This window comes from Streptomyces avermitilis MA-4680 = NBRC 14893 (assembly GCF_000009765.2).
GTDB classification, from domain to species: Bacteria; Actinomycetota; Actinomycetes; order Streptomycetales; family Streptomycetaceae; genus Streptomyces; species Streptomyces avermitilis.
The window spans coordinates 6,951,720-6,967,975 of the sequence record NC_003155.5 but is presented as its reverse complement, the minus strand read 5'-3'; the positions used below and the strand labels follow the sequence as shown (position 1 = coordinate 6,967,975).

The following is a 16,256-nucleotide window of genomic DNA, read 5'->3' as shown; positions in this document are numbered from 1 at the left end:
TCCGGTGGGGGCTGCCGGCAGAGGAGCGGCGGAGGCATACGCACGACCGGTCGTCGGTCGTGTGCGGCCGGCCGGTCAGTCGCGGCGGATCAGTTCCGGGTCGACACGGCGGCCTACCAGTGGCAGCGAGCTCGCCGCCGCAGCCGCTACCACGCCTGCCGCGGCGAGTGCCAGCAGTGGGACGCCGGGCAGATCCCAGCGGACCGTGCCGCCCCCGGTGATCAGGTAACTGGACTCGGCGAGTTTGCCCGTGACGAGTGCCAGAACCAGGCCGAAACCCAGCGGCAGCACGACTTGGGCGCACTGTCGGTGGACCAGAGAACGCGCGACAGCGACGCGCTGGCTCTGCCCGCCGGAGACCTGTGCGGGCCGACGCTCACGCAGTCCGCCGAGTCCGAGACGTTCGAGCACCTCGCCGGCTGCCGCGAGCGCGGGTCCCTTGCGCTGCCCGGCCAAGCGGAGCGGCAGGGCGGTGTTCTCCTCGACGGTGAGTTCCGGGAGCAACTCGCCGTATTGAAAGACGAATCCGAAGCGCTCCCGGCGGAGCACGCTGATCTCCTCGTCGGCGAGGTCGCCGAGTGCCCGCCCTTCGAACCGCACCTGACCGCGGGTGGCGGGCAGGACGCCGGCGAGACAATACAGCAGCGAGGATTTGCCGGAACCGCTCTGCCCGGTGATCGCCACGACTTCCCCGGGGGAGACCGAGAGGTGAGCGTCGCGAACGGCCGGCTGATTGCCGTAGGAGAGGTCAACTCCCGTAGCAGTAAGAATTTCTGACATGCTGTTGGCTTCCCCCAAAGAAGCGTGCGGGCCCAGGGGTACGCCCTGAGCCCGCGGTCTTGCCGGAGCGACCGACTACCTCTGGTAGTGCTTGGTCGGCGAGCAGTTGTCAGGGTTCAGTGAGCCCTTGTCACGGCAGACGCGTATGTACGCGTCGTCGGTGTGAAGGGCGGCGCCGTCCCAGTTCAGCTTGTCGAGGGGGACGGACTTCTTCTGCTTGCCGTTGTAGCGGCTCCAGTCGTAGCCCTCGACCCGCACCTGCATGTAGACGTTGTGCCCGTCACCGTTGTCGGCGTCGTTCAGATTCCCCGCCCATTCGAACGCGCCGTGGTTCTGGCCCGAGGGTCAGAACGCGTACGTGCCGCCCGTGAACGAGGCGCCACCGGTGCTGAGCGTCGGAATGGTGTGCCAGGAGACCGCCATCGCGGTCCCGGCGCCAAGGGCGAAAAGTCCGCCGGCAAGAACACCGACTGCCAACTTACGCATTATTCCTCCCGTTTCTTACTTGGCCCTGGTTGGTCGTGTTACGTCCAGAGTCGCGGCAAAACTTAACAGGAGGCAGGAAAAATGAAGACAGAAATAACCGAAATATATCCCGATTTGACCCGCCCCATCCATGGGGTTCTTTGCTTTTCCTTGACGCTCTACATTTTGAGGAAGTGCGTGATGTCCGGTTCATGATCATAGGTCGTCCCCCGGGGACACCGTTGCGCTTGGCCGGCTGCACCGAGGACGAGGCTCCCGACCTTGAGGTGCAGAGCAATTGCCAACAGAGGCAGGTTGGGTGACGTGCCATCAGGCGACGACCTCAACACGCTCGACCAGGACGCCGTTCGCGAACTCGGCACCCGCGCGCGTCAACGCTTCCGGCGCACCCGAACGACGCCTGCGGCACACCCCGCTCCCGTCACATGCCCGTGATTTCAGGCCACTTACGTCACAATCACGGAACCCGGAAGCCTCGCCGAGGCGGGACGCGTGAAGGGTGTTCAGTGCGGGCTGCCGTTCACCGCCAGCGCCCGCGTCAGCCATCGGCCGACGCAGCCATAGGTGAACCACCGCGTCCGGCAAGGTACTTGACGGCATGTCACTTTGCCCAACGCACAGCGCTTCAACAGGAAGTGTTCCTACGGTGCCGTGTTCATGACAGACACTTCAGAGCCCTCGATCGGGCGTCGCACCGTACTGATCGCGACCGGCGCCACGGCCGTCACCCTGGCCGTGAGCGCCGCCGCCGCGACTGAAGCCCCCACAGCCGACGCGAAGGACGCGGCCCCCGCCGCCGCGGCGGCCGTCTGCACCCTCACGAAGGAGATGACCGAAGGCCCCTACTACCTCGACGGCGCCCTCGTCCGCGCCGACATCACCGAGGGCAAGGCGGGCATACCGCTCAAGCTCGCGCTCACCGTCGTCGACGACTCCACCTGCGCCCCCATCAGCAACGCGCTCGTGGAGCTCTGGCACTCCGACGCGCTCGGCGAGTACTCCGGATTCGTCGGCAACAACGGCCACTCGGAGCCGGACAACGGCAAGTTCCTGCGCGGCGGCGTGCTGACGAACTCCAGCGGCGTCGCGAACATCACCTCGATCTACCCCGGCTGGTACCGCGGCCGCTGCGTCCACATCCACGTCAAGGTGCACACCGGCGTCACGCTCACCTCCGACGGCTCGTTCACGGGCGGCCAGGAGCTGCACACCGGCCAGTTGTTCTTCAACGAGACGGTGACGACGGCGGTCGCGAAGATCTCCCCGTACTCGACCAACACGGTCACCCGCACCACGCTCGCGCAGGACTCCATCTACGACGACGGAGGCGCCGCGTCCGGCCTGCTCACGCTCACGGCACTGGGCAGCTCGACGTCATCGGGGTACGCCGGGACGCTCACGCTGGGGGTCGACCAGGGCTGAGCTGATCCGGTTTCGACGTGATCCCGTTCCGGCGCGATCTCGTCCCGACGTGATCCCGTTCCGGCGTGATCTCGTGCCTGCGTGATCTCGTGCCTGCGTGATCTCGTCCCTGCGCGACATCGCGAACGAACATGTTCGCTACGTCCTTGTTCGTAGCGAACATGTTCGTTACTGTCTTCGTATGACACCGCACTCCCCCTCCCCCCGAAGCCGCCGCGAGCGGCCCGCCAAACCGGCCCTGACCCGGGCCGGGATCGTCGCGACCGCCGTCGAGCTGATGCGCGCCGAGGGGCTGGAGCGGGTCACCATGCGACGCCTGGCCCAGGAGCTCGACACGGGCCCGGCGTCGCTGTACGTGTACGTCCGCAACACCGCGGAGCTGCACGCGGCCGTCCTGGACGAGCTGCTGGGCGAGGTGGACCTGTCCCCCGTCCGGTCCGCGGGCGACTGGCGCGACCGGCTCGCACGCCTGCTGACGTCGTACGTGGAGGTGCTGTTCGAGCACCCGGCGCTCGCCCGCTCGGCGCTGGTGGCCCGCCCGTCCGGGGAGCACTACCTCGACCTGGTGGAGGCGGTCCTCGCGCTGCTCGCCGAGGGCGGGGCGGCGCCGGAGCGGGCGGCCTGGGGCCTGGACCTGCTGCTCCAGTACGGGACGGCGACGGCGGCCGAGCACTCCACGCGGGCCGAGAGCGCCGACGCGCAGCGGGACCGGGAGGCACTGACCGCCGTACTGGACAACTCCTCGCCGGACCGGCACCCGCAGATCACCGCCCTTGGCCCCGACCTGATCGCCGGGGCCGGCGAAGCCCGCCTGGCCTGGGGTTTCCAGGTGCTGCTCAGCGGAATCGTGACGGCACCGGACCCGGACACGACCCCGGCCGCGGGCACGGGCGCGGACGCGGGCACGGGCGCGGGCGCGGGCGCGGGCGCGGACAAGAACTCAGCCCCGGACACGGCCACGGACACCACACCGTAAGACCACCCTTCAAGGAGCTCACCATGTCCACGCACGCATCCGCGCACGGATCCACCCACACATCCACCCACCACCCCATAGCCGTCATCGGCGCCGGTCTCGGCGGTCTCGCCGCGGCCCGGGTCCTGCACGTCCACGGCATCGAAGCGGCGGTCTACGAAGCCGACGCGTCCCCGACCGCCCGCCACCAGGGCGGGATGCTCGACATCCACGGGGAGTCGGGGCAGGCCGCACTGCGGGCCGCCGGGCTCTACGAGGAGTTCCGGGCGATCGTGCACCCCGGAGGCGAGGCGACCCGCATCCTCGACAAGGACGGCACGGTCCGGCACGAGGAGGGCGACCGTCCGGAGGAGGGCGACCGCCCCGAGGTGGACCGCAACGATCTGCGCCGCATCCTCCTCGACTCGCTGCCCGAGGGCACGATCCGCTGGGGCGCGAAGGTGACGGGCGCGCGGGCGCTGGGCGGGGGCCGTCACGAGGTGACGCTCGCGGACGGCAGCGTGTTCACGACGGACGTACTGATCGGCGCGGACGGGGCCTGGTCACGGATCCGCCCGCTGCTCTCCCCGGCCACCCCCGCCTACACGGGCATCTCCTTCGTCGAGGCCGACCTGCACGAGGCGGCCACCCGGCACCGTGCGGCGGCCGAACTGGTCGGCGGCGGATCGATGTTCGCGCTCGCCGAGGGGAAGGGGATCCTCACCCACCTGGAGACCGACGGCTCGGTGCACGCGTACGTCGCCCTCAAGGCCGACGAGGACTGGTTGTCGACCATCGACTTCACCGGCACCGACACCGACACCGCCAAGAAGACCCTCCTGACGCACTTCGAGGACTGGGACGACCGTCTGCGCGCCCTGATCACCGACGCCGACGGAGCGCTGGTCCCGCGCCTGATCCACGCCCTGCCCGTCGACCACCGCTGGGAGCGCACCGCGGGCGTGACGCTCCTCGGCGACGCGGCCCACCTGATGTCCCCGTTCGCCGGCGAGGGCGCGAATCTCGCCCTGCTGGACGGCGCGGAACTGGCCACGGCCCTGGCCGCCCACCCCGCCGACCCGGAGTCCGCCCTCACGGCCTACGAGCGGTCCCTGTTCCCCCGCAGCCACCGGGCCGCCGGCGAGTCCGCGGCGAACCTCACCTTCATGTTCGGCCCGAACGCCCTGGAGGAACTGGTCGGCATGATGAGTGGGCACGAGCCGTCCGACCGCTGACCGAATAAGGCACGCGACGCGCGGAGTGCGTCCCAACTCCGGTGCATAACACAGAGGTTGGGAGTTAGGTCCCCAGCTCATTCACAGCGCCGCATCAAGGCTGTCCTCAGGTGCGCCCCTAATTTCCATGTCCATGACTGAGAACCAAGCGCAACACGAGCAGAACGACAACAACGTCCCGCAGCCCGCGAGCCACCGTCGGGACAAGAGTGTTCAGCGGCGCCGTATCCTCATCGGCGGCGGCACCATGGCAGTGGCGGGCGGACTCGCCATCGCGGGCATGGCCTCGGCCGACCCGGTCACGGACAGCACGACGAAGGCCGACACATCAGGTTCCGCGACCACGTCCGCCTCCACGTCCGCCACCACCTCCTCCGGCGTCTGCACCCTGAACGCCGAGGTCACCGAGGGCCCGTACTCCCTCGACGGCGCCCTCGTCCGCGAGGACATCCGGGAGGACAAGGAGGGCGTCGAGGTCCAGTACACCCTCACCGTCGTCGACACCGCGAACGACTGCGCCCCGCTCGCCGACGCCCTCGTCGAGATCTGGCACTGCGACGCGCTCGGCGAGTACTCCGGTTTCGTCGGCCGCAACGGCCACACCGAGGAGGACGACGGCACCTTCCTGCGCGGCGGGCAGCTGACCGACTCCGACGGCCAGGTCAAGCTCATCTCCATCTGGCCCGGGCACTACGTCTCGCGGGCCGTGCACGTCCACATGCGGGTGCACACCGATGTGACGCTCACCGACGACTCGTACACCGGCGGCGAGGTCATCCACACCGGCCAGCTGTTCTTCGACGCCGACATCAACACCGAGATCCAGGCCATCTCGCCGTACTCGGACAACACCACGAAGGAGACCCAGCTCGACGACGACTCCATCTACGACGACGGCGGCGCGTCGAGTGGTCTGCTGACGCTGACCGCGCTCGGCTCCAGTGTGTCGGACGGTTACAAGGCGACACTGACCGTGGGTGTCGACAGCTCCAGCTGAGCCGTCGACTCCCGCTACGCGGTCACGGGCTGCCGCTCCTCGGCCGACTCGGCCTCCGCCGCCCTCTCCCCCGGACGGGCGCGGATCGAGTACGCCAGGGCGGCAGCCCACAGCGCGCGGCGGACCACACCACACCCGGAATCCTCAGGGGTTCTCCCAGGCCGCGGGCTCCGGCCTCACGGGTTCTCCCAGGCCGCCGGTTCCGCGGCCAGTTCCCGTACCGGTGCGGGCAGTGCGTCCGCCGCGATGTCGGCGAGCGTGACGCCCTCCAGGATCTTGCGCACATTGGCGCGCAGGGCCACCCACAGCGGCAGCAGCGGTTCGGCGGAGCCGGTGTAGGTGAGGCCGGTGGGCCGTTCACCGCGTACGGACACGATCGGGCCGTCGACCGCGCGGATGACGTCGGCGACGGTGATCGTGTCGGCGGCGCGCGCGAGGCGGTAGCCACCGTTGCCGCCGCGCCGGCTGGCGACCAGGCCGCCGCGGCGCAGATCGCCGAGGATCCCCTCCAGGAACTTGTGCGGAATGTCCTGCGCGGCGGCGATGGCCTCCGCCTTCACCGGGCCGTCGTCCTCGCGGACGGCGAGTTCCAGTACCGCCCGTACCGCGTAATCCGCTCGTGCCGAGATCCTCATACGCCCATTGTCGGGCGTCGCGCTGTGGACAATGGCCGCACCCGCGCCCCCGAGGAGACTCCGTTGGTGTTGAGCAGACGTACCTTCAGCGCGATCGCCGGCACCGCCGCGCTCGGTCTGGCGCTTCGGCGGGAGCACCGGCGTGTACGCCGCCGCCACCGCCCCCACCGGCCCGGCCCCCGGCCCCCCGGCCCCGGACGGCCGCCCGCACACGGTGGGCTTCGACCAGTACTCCCTGCTCATCGACGGCAAGCGGGTCGTCCTGTGGTCCGGCGAGGTGCACCCCTTCCGGCTGCCGAGCCCGTCCCTGTGGCGGGACGTCCTGCAGAAGATGCGCGCCCACGGCTACAACGCCGTCAGCATCTACGTCTCCTGGAACTACCACTCCCCCGCCCCCGGCTCGTACGACTTCACCGGTGTCCGCGACCTCGACCTGTTCCTGCGCATCGCCGCCGAGACCGGCCTGTACGTCATCCTGCGACCGGGCCCGTACATCAACGCCGAGGTCGACGCTGGCGGCTTCCCCGGCTGGCTGACCGCCACCGAGGGCACGGCCCGCACCTCCGACCCGACCTACCTGTCGTACGTGGACGAGTGGCTGACGGCCGTCGACCGGATCGCGGCCCGGCACCTGTTCACCCGGGGCGACGGCACGATCGTCCTCTACCAGGTGGAGAACGAGTACGCCGACCACGTCACCAGTCCCCTCGGCCGCGACTACATGGCCCACCTGTACGCCAAGGTCCGCGCTGACGGCATCGACGTCCCCCTCTTCCACAACGACAAGGGCCGGAACGGACATTGGGCGCCCGGCACCTTCGACACGGGCGGCGAGACCGGGCGTTGGCTGTACGGCTTCGACGGCTATCCTTCCCCCTCCGCGCCGCCGCCCGACTGGGGGTACTTCGGCGTCGGCGGGGTGAAGGGCGGGTCGACGGCCAGCCCCCGGACCCCGGGGTTCGTCCCCGAGTTCGGCGGCGGCTGGTTCGATCCCTGGGGCGGGGCCGAGTTCGACGGCAAGGGGTACGCCGAGTCGCGCCGGACGCGGGACGCGGCGTACGAGCGGCGCTTCTATCTCACCAACCTCGCCAACGGCATCAAGCTCCACAACGTCTACATGACCTTCGGCGGCACATCCTGGGGCTGGCTGCCCGCGCCGATCGTCTACACGTCGTACGACTACGGAGCCGCCCTCGACGAGGCCCGGCAGCCGACCGCGAAGCTGGTCCCGATGCATCAGCTCGGGCATCTGCTCCAGTCCGTGCCCGAGCTGGCGAAGCTGGACCGGGCGGACGACGTCACGATCGACGAGGCGGGCGGCGAGGGGGGCGCCGACCTGGGGATCAAGGGGATTGAGGGAATCAAGGCGTACCACCTCGTCAACCCGGACACGAAGGCGCACTTCCACGTGCTGCGCAACGACACATCCGACGACCGCCGCGTCTCCCTCCACCTCGACTCCGAGACGTCCGTCACCGTGCCCGTGCCCGGCCTCGACGCCCGGCTGATCGCCACCGGAATCGCGCTCGGGCGCCGCAGGCTGCGGTACTCCAGCGCCCAGCCCATGCTGTGGCTCACCGCCGGGCGCCAGGACATCGCCGTGTTCACCGGCCGGCCGGGCGATCCGACGGAGACGCTGCTGGAGTGCGCGAGCAAGCCGAAGGTCACGGTGCTGGAGGGGACGGCCCGCTACGCGTACACGGACGGCGCGCTACGGGTGGACGCCGAACCCGGCGCCGCGGCAAGGGTGTTGGTGGAGGGCGGCGGCGCCACCGCCCCTCTCCTCCTGCTCTTCGCCGACGACGAGGCCTCCGCGCGGCTGTGGCGGTACGACACCCCGTCGGGGTCGGTCCTGGTACGCGGCCCGGCGCTGCTGCGGACGGCGACGGTACGCGGCACCACCGTGCACCTCGCCGGGGACACGGTGAAGGACGCGGACCTGGAGGTGTGGGCGCCGCGCGGGGTGTCCGACGTGGTGTGGAACCGGCGCACGGTGCGGACGCGCGCCACGGCCTCCGGCAGTCTGCGGGCCGTGCGGCGGTTGCCCGGCGCTCCGAAGGTGACGCTGCCCGCGCTCACCGGCTGGCGCCGACAGGCCGAGAACCCGGAGTCCGCCGCCGACTTCGACGACTCGGCATGGCGGACGGCCGACCGGACGTCGTCGTACAGCACGACGCCCGTACCCACCGGCGGGCCGGTCCTCTTCTCCGACGACTACGGCTTCCACTACGGGGACGTCTGGTACCGGGGCCGTTTCGAGGGCGGCTCCGTTGCCGACACGGTGTCCTTCTCCTATGTCACGGGCACGCAGGGGCTGCTGATGGCGTGGCTGGACGGGAAGCCGCTGGGCACGCACCGGATGCCGGTGCCGGACAAGAAGACGGTGCGGAAGGGGACCTGGTCGGCGACGGCGACCTTCCCGGTCGAGGTGAGGGAGACGACGGACGCCGGCCCGCACGTCCTTGCCGTCCTCGTCCGCCGGATGCAGCACGACGAGGACGGCAAGGCGAACGACAGCCACAAGGCGGGGCGGGGTCTGTCCTCGGTGACCTTCAATGGCGCCTCACCGGAGGTGAGTTGGCGCATTCAGGGTGAGGCGGCCCCCGACCCGGTGCGGGGGCCTTTGAACAACGGCGGTCTGTACGGGGAGCGCAACGGCTGGCACCTGCCCGGGTTCGCTGACGGCCGCTGGCCGGCGGCCGACTTCCCGCGCAGCGAGCGTCGGCAGGGCGTGACCTGGTACCGGACGGGCTTCCGGCTGACCGTGGACCCGGAGGTGGACGCCTCGATCGGACTGACCCTCACGGACGACGACCCCGCCCGCGCCTACCGCGTACAGATCTTCCTCAACGGCTGGAACATGGGCCAGTACATCAACGACGTAGGTCCCCAGCACACCTTCGTCCTGCCGAACGGGGTACTGAACACACGTGGGCCGAACACACTCGCCCTCGCCGTCCTGTCCGACGGGACGACGTCGTCGGGGCCGGGGAAGGTGGAACTGACGCTGCTGGGACGGGCGGCCGGCGGGGTCCCGGTGACGCTGGTGGACTCTCCGGGTCGGAGGAACTGAGGAGGCATCACGCCCGCTTTCCGCGCGGCACGTCGACCTCGGCTCGTACGGTCTTGCCGGGCGGGTCGCGGTCCAGCACCTCCCACCGGTCGGCGAGCGCCTCGACGAGGAGGAGCCCGCGCCCGGACTCCTCGAAGGGCTCCGGCGACCGTACGTCGCCGGGGCCGGGCGGGCGCAGTTCGTCGCGGGTGTCGGTGACCTCGATACGGACGCTGCCCGGGACGAGCGAGAGCCGCAGTTCGAAGTCGCGGCCCGGTACGCGGCCGTGGGTCACGGCGTTCGCCGCCAGCTCGGCGACGATCACGGCGACGGTGTCGGACGCGCGCGAGCCGTGCGGGATGCCCCAGGCGTGCAGCTGGTTCAGGGCGAGATGCCGGGCGAGGCGGGCGCCGAGCGGGGTGGCACTGAGGCGCTGGGTGAACACACGTACGGTAACCGGGCTTTGGGGGACGGATGGTGCGGTCATGCCCCCAATGTGGCGGTGATCGAGGGCACTTCACCAGGTCGGCGCCACGTACGTTGCGCGAGCGTACGTGGCTACGGGGTGGACAGTACCGGTCACTGGGCGTAACCATGGCCCGCGGGAGGTGACCGATGGCGGTCGATGGTGCGGTGGGGACGGGCGGCGGCGAGCCGGACGCGTCGGACAGTCTGCGGACGTTCGGGGCGGTTGTCCAGGCGCTGCGGGAGCATGCGGGGCTGAGCCGGGAGGAGTTCGGGGAGCGGGTGCGGTTCTCCAAACACACGGTGGCGTCGGTGGAGTTGGGCCGACGCATGCCGGATCCGACGTTCGTGGAGCGGGCGGAGGAGGTACTGGGGAACACGGGGGCGTTACGGAAGGCGGTGGGGCATCTGGCGCGGCAGCCGGGGTTGGCGGCGTGGTTCAGGCAGTGGGCGCGGTTGGAAGCGAACGCGATCACCCTGTATACGTACGAATGCCGGATGGTTCCGGGGTTGTTGCAGCCGGAGGCGTACGCGCGGCAACTGTTCGCGGATGAGTTGCCGCCGCTGGACGACGAACAGGTCGAAGCTCAGTGGGCGGCGCGGGCGGACCGTCAGCGGCTGTTGCGGGACCGCCCGAATAGCGCGTTCAGCTTCATCCTCGAAGAGCACCTGCTCCTGCGACGGACAGGCGGTGTGGGGGTCACACGAGGGCTCATCGACCACATCATGGAGGTCGCGCAGCTGCGAAACGTCGAGATCCAGATCATGCCGTTGGTGCGGGAGTCGCATGCCGGGCTACATGGTCCGATCCGACTGCTGGAGACCCCAGAGAACCAGTGGTTCGCTTACAACGAGGGCCAGCAAAGCGGGCTGTTGATCTCCGACTCAAAAGTGGTCAGCGTGCTCAAGCAGCGGTATGCCAGGATGCGTTCACAGGCTCTCACCTTGGTGGACTCCTTGAGCCTGCTGGAACGGATGCGAGGAGAACTATGAGCACCGACCTGGCCTGGTTCAAAAGCAGCTACAGCAGCGGTTCCGGCGACGACTGCGTGGAGGTCGCCCTCTCCTGGCGCAAGTCCAGCTACAGCAGCAGCGGCGACGGCGACTGCGTCGAGATCGCCACCTGCCCCTCCACCATCCACATCCGCGACTCCAAGAACACCCAGGGCCCCCGCCTCACCCTCTCCCCCACCGCCTGGGCGGACTTCGTCACCCACACCGCCCGGCCCTGACCCTCTGCCCCTCTGCCCCTCAGCCGTTCTTCTGGGCGGCAGCCCGCCGCTGCCGCTTGCCCAGGGGCGCCTGAGAGAGGTCCTCGGCCTCTCCCAAGTCCAGGAAGCGGAACGTGAAGGCGGGCCGGGCTCGTAGCTGAGGTACCCCTCGGGCGTGAAGGCCGCGCGCAGAACGTAGTGTTCCGCGGCACGGGCGAGGAGCCCGGCACGCTGGTCGGGCGTGAGCCCGTCGAGGACACCCCGGACGATGACGCGGAAGATGCGATCACTCATCCCGCGCCCCTAGCCAGCGGGATCGGCGCGCTGCCACTGCGTTTCCGGGAGCCGGCCGACGAGCCTCACGTGGAAAATTCACCGAGCCAGCTGCACTGGAGGAGACTCGACGCTATCCGTACAGCGCCTTCTGAATACCGTCAGCCGCCTGCTGCGCTTGCTCGTCCGTGAGATCCGTCGGCACAAATCCGCGAGACTTGACGTGCTCCATAAAGTCATCCGGGGCCGAGACTCCGTACTCGCGGACAAAGTACGCCCAGTACGTCGGCCACGCCCACTCCCCATCGGTTGAGAAACCAAAGGGAACGACAGGCCCCTTCTCCACGCCGAGGGGGTCAATGATGTTCCCCGCAGACATCAGCATCTGGGATCCCTCGAGATACTGAGCCAACGGTTCACGCAAAGAATCGTCGAGCTGACCGATCTGCTCCCGCAAGGAGATCTGTTCAAATCGTTCGGCATCCGCTGAATCGATTTCCGTAAAGGCTGGGAGGATGCGCATAGGACTCCTATCTCTAATCCACAGCCCACTCAGAGCGGGGGATTTCCTCGACGTAGCCACCGGGATGGTAGCGGTAGAAGGTATTCGGAAGTGCTGGCACGCTGTTGACGAACAGAAGAAGGTCACGGTGCACTCCGAAGCGTCCCCACTGGTCGGCGTAGAGGAAGCCGTCGGGAGCGATGACGGGTGCGTCCAAATCGCGTGCGAGTTGCGAGGCGAACGACCCGTCCACATGGCCCGTGTTGCATGACAGAAGCCTAATGGGTGTCCCAGGAGCGTAGTCGGCTCGCCTTCGAACGATGTCCGCCAACTGCCGAGGATTGAGTTCCCGTCCTCCGGCCGTGTCCATCAACGTGTTGTGTGGCGTGCCATGAGCCACGACGTCGTAATGCCCGGGAAGCGGCTTCGACTTCAAGGCTTCCCGGTAGAAGGCGTCATCCGGCCGCATCATGGAGAAGCCGTCCCGTTTCAGCCCCAGAGAATGCGTCTGTGGAGTGGGCGTAGGCGTGCCCCTGCCTTCGAGTCCGGGCCCGTCGTGGGGTGCACTCGCGTGCGGAACCGCGTGGTCGTCGAAGGGATGCGCCGGATTGCCGTCCGGTATTCCGTGATCCACCGGATCATGTCCGCCGTGGGCGACCTCAGCGCCTGCGCCGTGGTGCCCGTGCTCACCAGGCGCATGGTCACCGGTATGGCTCGCATCCTCCCCTATGCGACCTGCGTCATCCAGGCCACTGCCCTTGTGCGGAACCTCGTGGCCGCCGCCAGGCAGTGTGTCCGTGGTGGATCCGCCCGGCATGTCGTGGCCGGCGGTGGGAGTGGAGTCCACGTCGTCAGCACGTCCGCCGGACAGATCGTGGCCCGCCTGGCCGGGGAGACTGTCGCCCGCGTGCACGGTCGGGGTGCCCGCGTTGTCTCCGGTGCGGCCTACGTCGCCGAGGTCATCGCCCAGGCTGTCGCCGAGGCGGACCGTCTGGCCGGCGTTGTCGCCGACGTGAGCGGCGTTGTCCGCGGTGTGCGAGCCCGCTCCGACCAGCGCCGGTTCCCTGACCGGAGAGGGCGTGTGCGGCACGTCCGAACCGTCCGCCGGGTTACCGCCGGCGGACGGCTTGTCGACCACGTCGGTGGGCGCGTTGTCGACGCTGTCGACCACGTTGCCCTGGTGGTCGAGGATGTTGCCCTTCGGGTCCAGGTACTGGGCCGGGGCACCCGGCTCGGTCGGCAGTTTCGTCGTGCCCTCGGGGAACGCCGGGGTGTCGTCGGGGAGTTTGAAGTTGCCGTCGGGCAGCTTGACCGCGCCCTCCGGAATCGCCGCGCCCTCCGGGATATGCACCGACCCGTCGGGGAGTTTGAGCGCGCCCTCCGGGAGAGTGATCGCGTTGTCGGGGAGCTTGGGGATCTCGATGTTCCCGATCCCCTTCAGACCCTTCGCGATGTCACCGATCTTCGACAGCCCCGCGCCCGCGCCCTTGGTGATGTACGTCATCGGGTCGATGAACTTGCCCGCCTTGCCCGCGACGGACAGCACCTTCGCGACCGCGCCCGCCTTCCCGGCACCGGCCGCCGCCCCGCCCGCACCACCGGTGAACACGGTGGTCAGCACGTTGAAGGTGACCGCACCGGCAGCACGCCCGGGGTTCTTGCCCCACTCGTCCCACGCCACCAGCGCCTTGCCGGTCTCCTTCATCGCGGTACGCGAATCCCGCAGCCAGGAGGGCAGCTTGTCGTCCGGCAGAGTCCAGAACAGCGCGCTCGCACCCGGAATCGAGGAGATCGCCAGACCGGTCGCGAGCTGTGCGAGGCCCTTCCAGGCCTGCCCCATCGCGTCCCAGCCGCCGAACCCGACCAGCGTGCCCAGACCCTTGATGGTGCCCCAGACGCCGTCCACGATCAGGCCGTCCCACACGAACGACTTGACCCAGTGCCCGACCTCCCAGACGTGATGCTTCTCCTCCATCGGGTCACCCCAGGGAAGCTTCGCGTTCTTCAGGTCGTCCGCGTTGAACCCGTACTGGTCCTTACGGTCCGAACCGTCACCCGCCACCATCTGCGTCCCACCGAACAGCTTGGTGATCGCGTTGTGACACGTCCGCTCCGCCGCCCAGAACGCCGCGACCGTCGCCGTCACGTCATCCCGGATCTTGTTGTGCTCGTCGATCTTGTCCTCGTCGTACTCCCAGTCGTCGTCACCCTCGACCGAGCTGACGAACTTCGTCGCGTCCAGCTTCAGCTGCTCCAGCTTCTGGACCAGCGGACGCACCTCGGTCGCATACGACGACAGGGCACCGGACACCTTCTCCAGATCGTCCGCGAAACCGTCCGCGCGATCGGCCACCGGCTTCGTCGACGCGAACAACTGCTCCGCCTCCGGCGCCGTGTAATACGCCGACAACCCCTGGAACTGCGAGTGCACGTCCTTGCCGGTGGTCCGAATACTCCCGGCAACCGTCTTCAGACTGCCGTAGTCCTTCTCCAGCTGTTCCAGATTCCCCGTGAACTGCGGAATCGCCTCCGGCTTGATCACCCGGACTGCACCCCCGATTCGCTCACCGAGCTGTGGCAGGACGAGTGCCGCGAGGCCACCGTTCGCCTTCCCTGGAACGCCACCCGCAGCGCCGTTCCTCTCAGAGCGCCTCCAGTCCTACCCCGGATGGTCTGCGCACGACTTCGCCCGGCCCGCTCGCGTGGCATGGCCCGCACGCCCACGGAATCGATGTCCCAACCCGTCATCCTCAGCCCCCGCTGACAATCACAGACTCAACTATTCGATCATTTGTATCAATCGGGTGATCGACGGTCTATCAACCTTCAAGCCAAAGCCCGTTCAGGGAGCATCTCCCGGACGGGCTTCGACGCGCACCTGCCTCACACTCACTGGGGAAGTCATCGACCGCGTCCAGAAGCGGGGCTCGACGGCCAAAGTCGACCTTCAGCAGCGGCGGTTCCGGCGACTGCGTCGAAGTCGCCCTCTCCTGGCGCAAGTCCACCTACAGCAGTGGCTCCGGCGACGACTGCGTCGAGATCGCCACCTGCCCCTCCACCATCCACATCCGCGACTCCAAGAACACCCAGGGCCCTCACCTCACCCTCTCCCCCACCGCCTGGGCGGGCTTCATCACGCACGCGGCCGCCCGGAGCTGACCCCGAAAGATCGTTTGGAGTGGGAGTCCAAGGCGATCTGGACAGCGCGAAAGGGGCCTGTCACCTTGCTCTCATGACGTCATCGGGGGCTGATCACGAAGCCTTGGCTCTTGCCCTTGACCACGCGTGGCGGTGGTACGAAAACCGCATTGGGCGGGGGTACCAGGTCGTCAACGCCATGCTGATCTGGACAGCCATCCTGGCTACCGCGTACGCAGCGGCGCTGAACGCGGACATGCATGGCGTCGCCGGGCTCATCAGCTTGATCTGCGGCGCGAGCCTGGGCGGCGCCTACCGAGAAGGTAAGAGGCTTCGCGCCTCAGCCGCCTTGGCCGAAGACGTCATCATGAAAATTCAGGAGCGCTTGGCGACCACACTCACCATCGACTCACTACGACTGGTGGAACGCGAGCGGGCCGCCTCTTCCTCAAGCAGGATGTTCTGGCACCGCCCGGTCACGACGCAGACGGTCTTCATCGGCGTAGTCGTGTCGCTGAGCGGCGCCGTCTATACCTGGGTAGCCACCCCTTAGAGGTCCCAACAGAAGTCGTTGGGGGTGTGGGTGGCTGTCGGCTTGGGCGCTCGTTGGGTTGGCGTGGGGAGCAGAGTTGAGTTGCGCCCACGGGCCGCACGGATGGTACGGATGGTGGAGACTGGGTGGATGTCCCACGACCCCGGCGCAGTCCTGTTCATAGCGCTCGGCCTCGTACTTGTCGCCGCCGGACTTGTCTGGAAGGGGCGCGTCCTGCGCCCCCTCTCAGCAAAACGGTCCCAGGCGGCCCTGGCCCGGGACCGATCCAGGAATCTGCTGCGCGCCGCGGACATGGCGATCGCCGAGGCTCGCCGGAGGGCCGCACACGACGAACCGGTTGTCGTCACGGTCGGCGACGTGATCAGCGTGGCGCGTCAGCACTACGGGCACGTCTCTGTGGAGCGCGAACAGGCGGCTGCCGCCCTCCGCCGACGCTACGAGGCCGCCAGGTGCCGGGCGGACTGCGTGACGGACGCTTTCAACTGACTGCCCGCCGCCGCGTCGGCGGTCGCGTCGATCTCCGCCTTGATCGGTTGCCGTCCGCTTCGCATC

At 68.7% G+C, this 16,256-nt stretch carries 16 protein-coding genes and 2 pseudogenes; 10 read left to right on the top strand and 8 right to left on the bottom strand.

Annotation, left to right across the window (positions count from 1 at the left end; genetic code table 11):
- Positions 1–75: 75 nt before the first annotated feature.
- From SAVERM_RS40530 to SAVERM_RS44985, 3 genes are all read right to left on the bottom strand, one after another.
- Positions 76–780 (bottom strand): ABC transporter ATP-binding protein, encoded by a 705-nt coding sequence (locus SAVERM_RS40530; protein WP_078234528.1) that lies wholly within the window; start codon positions 778–780, stop codon positions 76–78.
- Positions 781–855: 75 nt separating this feature from the next.
- Entirely contained in the window at positions 856–1,044 is a 189-nt protein-coding gene (locus SAVERM_RS44990; RefSeq protein ID WP_010987164.1) for a hypothetical protein, read from the bottom strand.
- A gap of 81 nt (positions 1,045–1,125) precedes the next feature.
- Complete coding sequence (locus tag SAVERM_RS44985) at positions 1,126–1,266, bottom strand: hypothetical protein (RefSeq protein ID WP_237528912.1); 141 nt, start codon at positions 1,264–1,266, stop codon at positions 1,126–1,128.
- A gap of 657 nt (positions 1,267–1,923) precedes the next feature.
- Here SAVERM_RS44985 and SAVERM_RS29710 point away from each other — a divergent pair.
- The 4 genes from SAVERM_RS29710 to SAVERM_RS29695 all read left to right on the top strand — a co-directional run bounded on the left by SAVERM_RS29710 (position 1,924) and on the right by SAVERM_RS29695 (position 5,875).
- On the top strand, positions 1,924–2,688 hold the full coding sequence (locus tag SAVERM_RS29710; RefSeq protein ID WP_010987163.1) for an intradiol ring-cleavage dioxygenase: 765 nt from the start codon (positions 1,924–1,926) through the stop codon (positions 2,686–2,688).
- 181 nt (positions 2,689–2,869) lie between these two features.
- Complete coding sequence (locus SAVERM_RS29705; RefSeq protein WP_010987162.1) at positions 2,870–3,664, top strand: TetR/AcrR family transcriptional regulator; 795 nt, start codon at positions 2,870–2,872, stop codon at positions 3,662–3,664.
- A gap of 23 nt (positions 3,665–3,687) precedes the next feature.
- Complete coding sequence (locus SAVERM_RS29700) at positions 3,688–4,878, top strand: FAD-dependent oxidoreductase (protein WP_010987161.1); 1,191 nt, start codon at positions 3,688–3,690, stop codon at positions 4,876–4,878.
- 127 nt (positions 4,879–5,005) lie between these two features.
- On the top strand, positions 5,006–5,875 hold the full coding sequence (locus SAVERM_RS29695) for an intradiol ring-cleavage dioxygenase (RefSeq protein WP_010987160.1): 870 nt from the start codon (positions 5,006–5,008) through the stop codon (positions 5,873–5,875).
- Positions 5,876–6,051: 176 nt separating this feature from the next.
- Here SAVERM_RS29695 and SAVERM_RS29690 read toward each other — a convergent pair whose 3' ends face one another.
- Entirely contained in the window at positions 6,052–6,510 is a 459-nt protein-coding gene (locus tag SAVERM_RS29690; protein WP_010987159.1) for an RrF2 family transcriptional regulator, read from the bottom strand.
- A 63-nt stretch (positions 6,511–6,573) separates the two neighbouring features.
- Here SAVERM_RS29690 and SAVERM_RS29685 point away from each other — a divergent pair.
- Positions 6,574–9,583, top strand: a pseudogene (locus tag SAVERM_RS29685) (beta-galactosidase).
- A gap of 7 nt (positions 9,584–9,590) precedes the next feature.
- Here the strand turns inward: SAVERM_RS29685 and SAVERM_RS29680 are convergent.
- Positions 9,591–10,049, bottom strand: coding sequence for an ATP-binding protein (locus SAVERM_RS29680; protein ID WP_010987157.1), 459 nt, complete (start codon positions 10,047–10,049; stop codon positions 9,591–9,593).
- 128 nt (positions 10,050–10,177) lie between these two features.
- On the opposite strand from SAVERM_RS29680, the gene SAVERM_RS29675 reads away from it, so the two are divergent.
- Together SAVERM_RS29675 and SAVERM_RS29670 are read left to right on the top strand one after the other, a co-directional pair.
- Positions 10,178–11,020 (top strand): helix-turn-helix domain-containing protein, encoded by an 843-nt coding sequence (locus SAVERM_RS29675; protein ID WP_010987156.1) that lies wholly within the window; start codon positions 10,178–10,180, stop codon positions 11,018–11,020.
- Complete coding sequence (locus SAVERM_RS29670; RefSeq protein WP_010987155.1) at positions 11,017–11,259, top strand: DUF397 domain-containing protein; 243 nt, start codon at positions 11,017–11,019, stop codon at positions 11,257–11,259. The genes SAVERM_RS29675 and SAVERM_RS29670 overlap by 4 nt, the downstream gene beginning before the upstream one ends.
- A 19-nt stretch (positions 11,260–11,278) precedes the next feature.
- Here the strand turns inward: SAVERM_RS29670 and SAVERM_RS44980 are convergent.
- The 3 genes and pseudogenes from SAVERM_RS44980 to SAVERM_RS40520 all read right to left on the bottom strand — a co-directional run bounded on the left by SAVERM_RS44980 (position 11,279) and on the right by SAVERM_RS40520 (position 14,555).
- Positions 11,279–11,532: pseudogene (locus tag SAVERM_RS44980) on the bottom strand (DUF6204 family protein).
- 112 nt (positions 11,533–11,644) lie between these two features.
- Positions 11,645–12,034, bottom strand: coding sequence for a hypothetical protein (locus SAVERM_RS29665; protein ID WP_037645519.1), 390 nt, complete (start codon positions 12,032–12,034; stop codon positions 11,645–11,647).
- A 13-nt stretch (positions 12,035–12,047) separates the two neighbouring features.
- A complete protein-coding gene (locus SAVERM_RS40520; RefSeq protein ID WP_010987153.1) occupies positions 12,048–14,555 on the bottom strand; it encodes a hypothetical protein in 2,508 nt (835 codons plus the stop codon).
- Between the two features lie 350 nt (positions 14,556–14,905).
- On the opposite strand from SAVERM_RS40520, the gene SAVERM_RS40515 reads away from it, so the two are divergent.
- The 3 genes from SAVERM_RS40515 to SAVERM_RS29650 all read left to right on the top strand — a co-directional run bounded on the left by SAVERM_RS40515 (position 14,906) and on the right by SAVERM_RS29650 (position 16,190).
- The gene (locus tag SAVERM_RS40515) at positions 14,906–15,172 is read left to right on the top strand and encodes a DUF397 domain-containing protein (RefSeq protein ID WP_078234540.1); all 267 of its coding nucleotides are present in this window, start codon (positions 14,906–14,908) and stop codon (positions 15,170–15,172) included.
- A gap of 73 nt (positions 15,173–15,245) precedes the next feature.
- Complete coding sequence (locus tag SAVERM_RS29655) at positions 15,246–15,704, top strand: SNARE domain-containing protein (protein WP_107082948.1); 459 nt, start codon at positions 15,246–15,248, stop codon at positions 15,702–15,704.
- 129 nt (positions 15,705–15,833) lie between these two features.
- Entirely contained in the window at positions 15,834–16,190 is a 357-nt protein-coding gene (locus SAVERM_RS29650; RefSeq protein WP_037645762.1) for a hypothetical protein, read from the top strand.
- Positions 16,191–16,256 lie beyond the last annotated feature (66 nt).

Excerpts from the sequence above, each read along its gene's own strand:
- SAVERM_RS40530 (WP_078234528.1), bottom strand. The coding sequence starts at position 780 with ATGTCAGAAATTCTTACTGCTACGGGAGTTGACCTCTCCTACGGCAAT.
- SAVERM_RS44990 (WP_010987164.1), bottom strand. The coding sequence starts at position 1,044 with ATGCAGGTGCGGGTCGAGGGCTACGACTGGAGCCGCTACAACGGCAAG.
- SAVERM_RS44985 (WP_237528912.1), bottom strand. The coding sequence starts at position 1,266 with ATGCGTAAGTTGGCAGTCGGTGTTCTTGCCGGCGGACTTTTCGCCCTT.
- SAVERM_RS29710 (WP_010987163.1), top strand. The coding sequence starts at position 1,924 with ATGACAGACACTTCAGAGCCCTCGATCGGGCGTCGCACCGTACTGATC.
- SAVERM_RS29705 (WP_010987162.1), top strand. The coding sequence starts at position 2,870 with ATGACACCGCACTCCCCCTCCCCCCGAAGCCGCCGCGAGCGGCCCGCC.
- SAVERM_RS29700 (WP_010987161.1), top strand. The coding sequence starts at position 3,688 with ATGTCCACGCACGCATCCGCGCACGGATCCACCCACACATCCACCCAC.
- SAVERM_RS29695 (WP_010987160.1), top strand. The coding sequence starts at position 5,006 with ATGTCCATGACTGAGAACCAAGCGCAACACGAGCAGAACGACAACAAC.
- SAVERM_RS29690 (WP_010987159.1), bottom strand. The coding sequence starts at position 6,510 with ATGAGGATCTCGGCACGAGCGGATTACGCGGTACGGGCGGTACTGGAA.
- SAVERM_RS29680 (WP_010987157.1), bottom strand. The coding sequence starts at position 10,049 with ATGACCGCACCATCCGTCCCCCAAAGCCCGGTTACCGTACGTGTGTTC.
- SAVERM_RS29675 (WP_010987156.1), top strand. The coding sequence starts at position 10,178 with ATGGCGGTCGATGGTGCGGTGGGGACGGGCGGCGGCGAGCCGGACGCG.
- SAVERM_RS29670 (WP_010987155.1), top strand. The coding sequence starts at position 11,017 with ATGAGCACCGACCTGGCCTGGTTCAAAAGCAGCTACAGCAGCGGTTCC.
- SAVERM_RS29665 (WP_037645519.1), bottom strand. The coding sequence starts at position 12,034 with ATGCGCATCCTCCCAGCCTTTACGGAAATCGATTCAGCGGATGCCGAA.
- SAVERM_RS29655 (WP_107082948.1), top strand. The coding sequence starts at position 15,246 with ATGACGTCATCGGGGGCTGATCACGAAGCCTTGGCTCTTGCCCTTGAC.
- SAVERM_RS29650 (WP_037645762.1), top strand. The coding sequence starts at position 15,834 with ATGTCCCACGACCCCGGCGCAGTCCTGTTCATAGCGCTCGGCCTCGTA.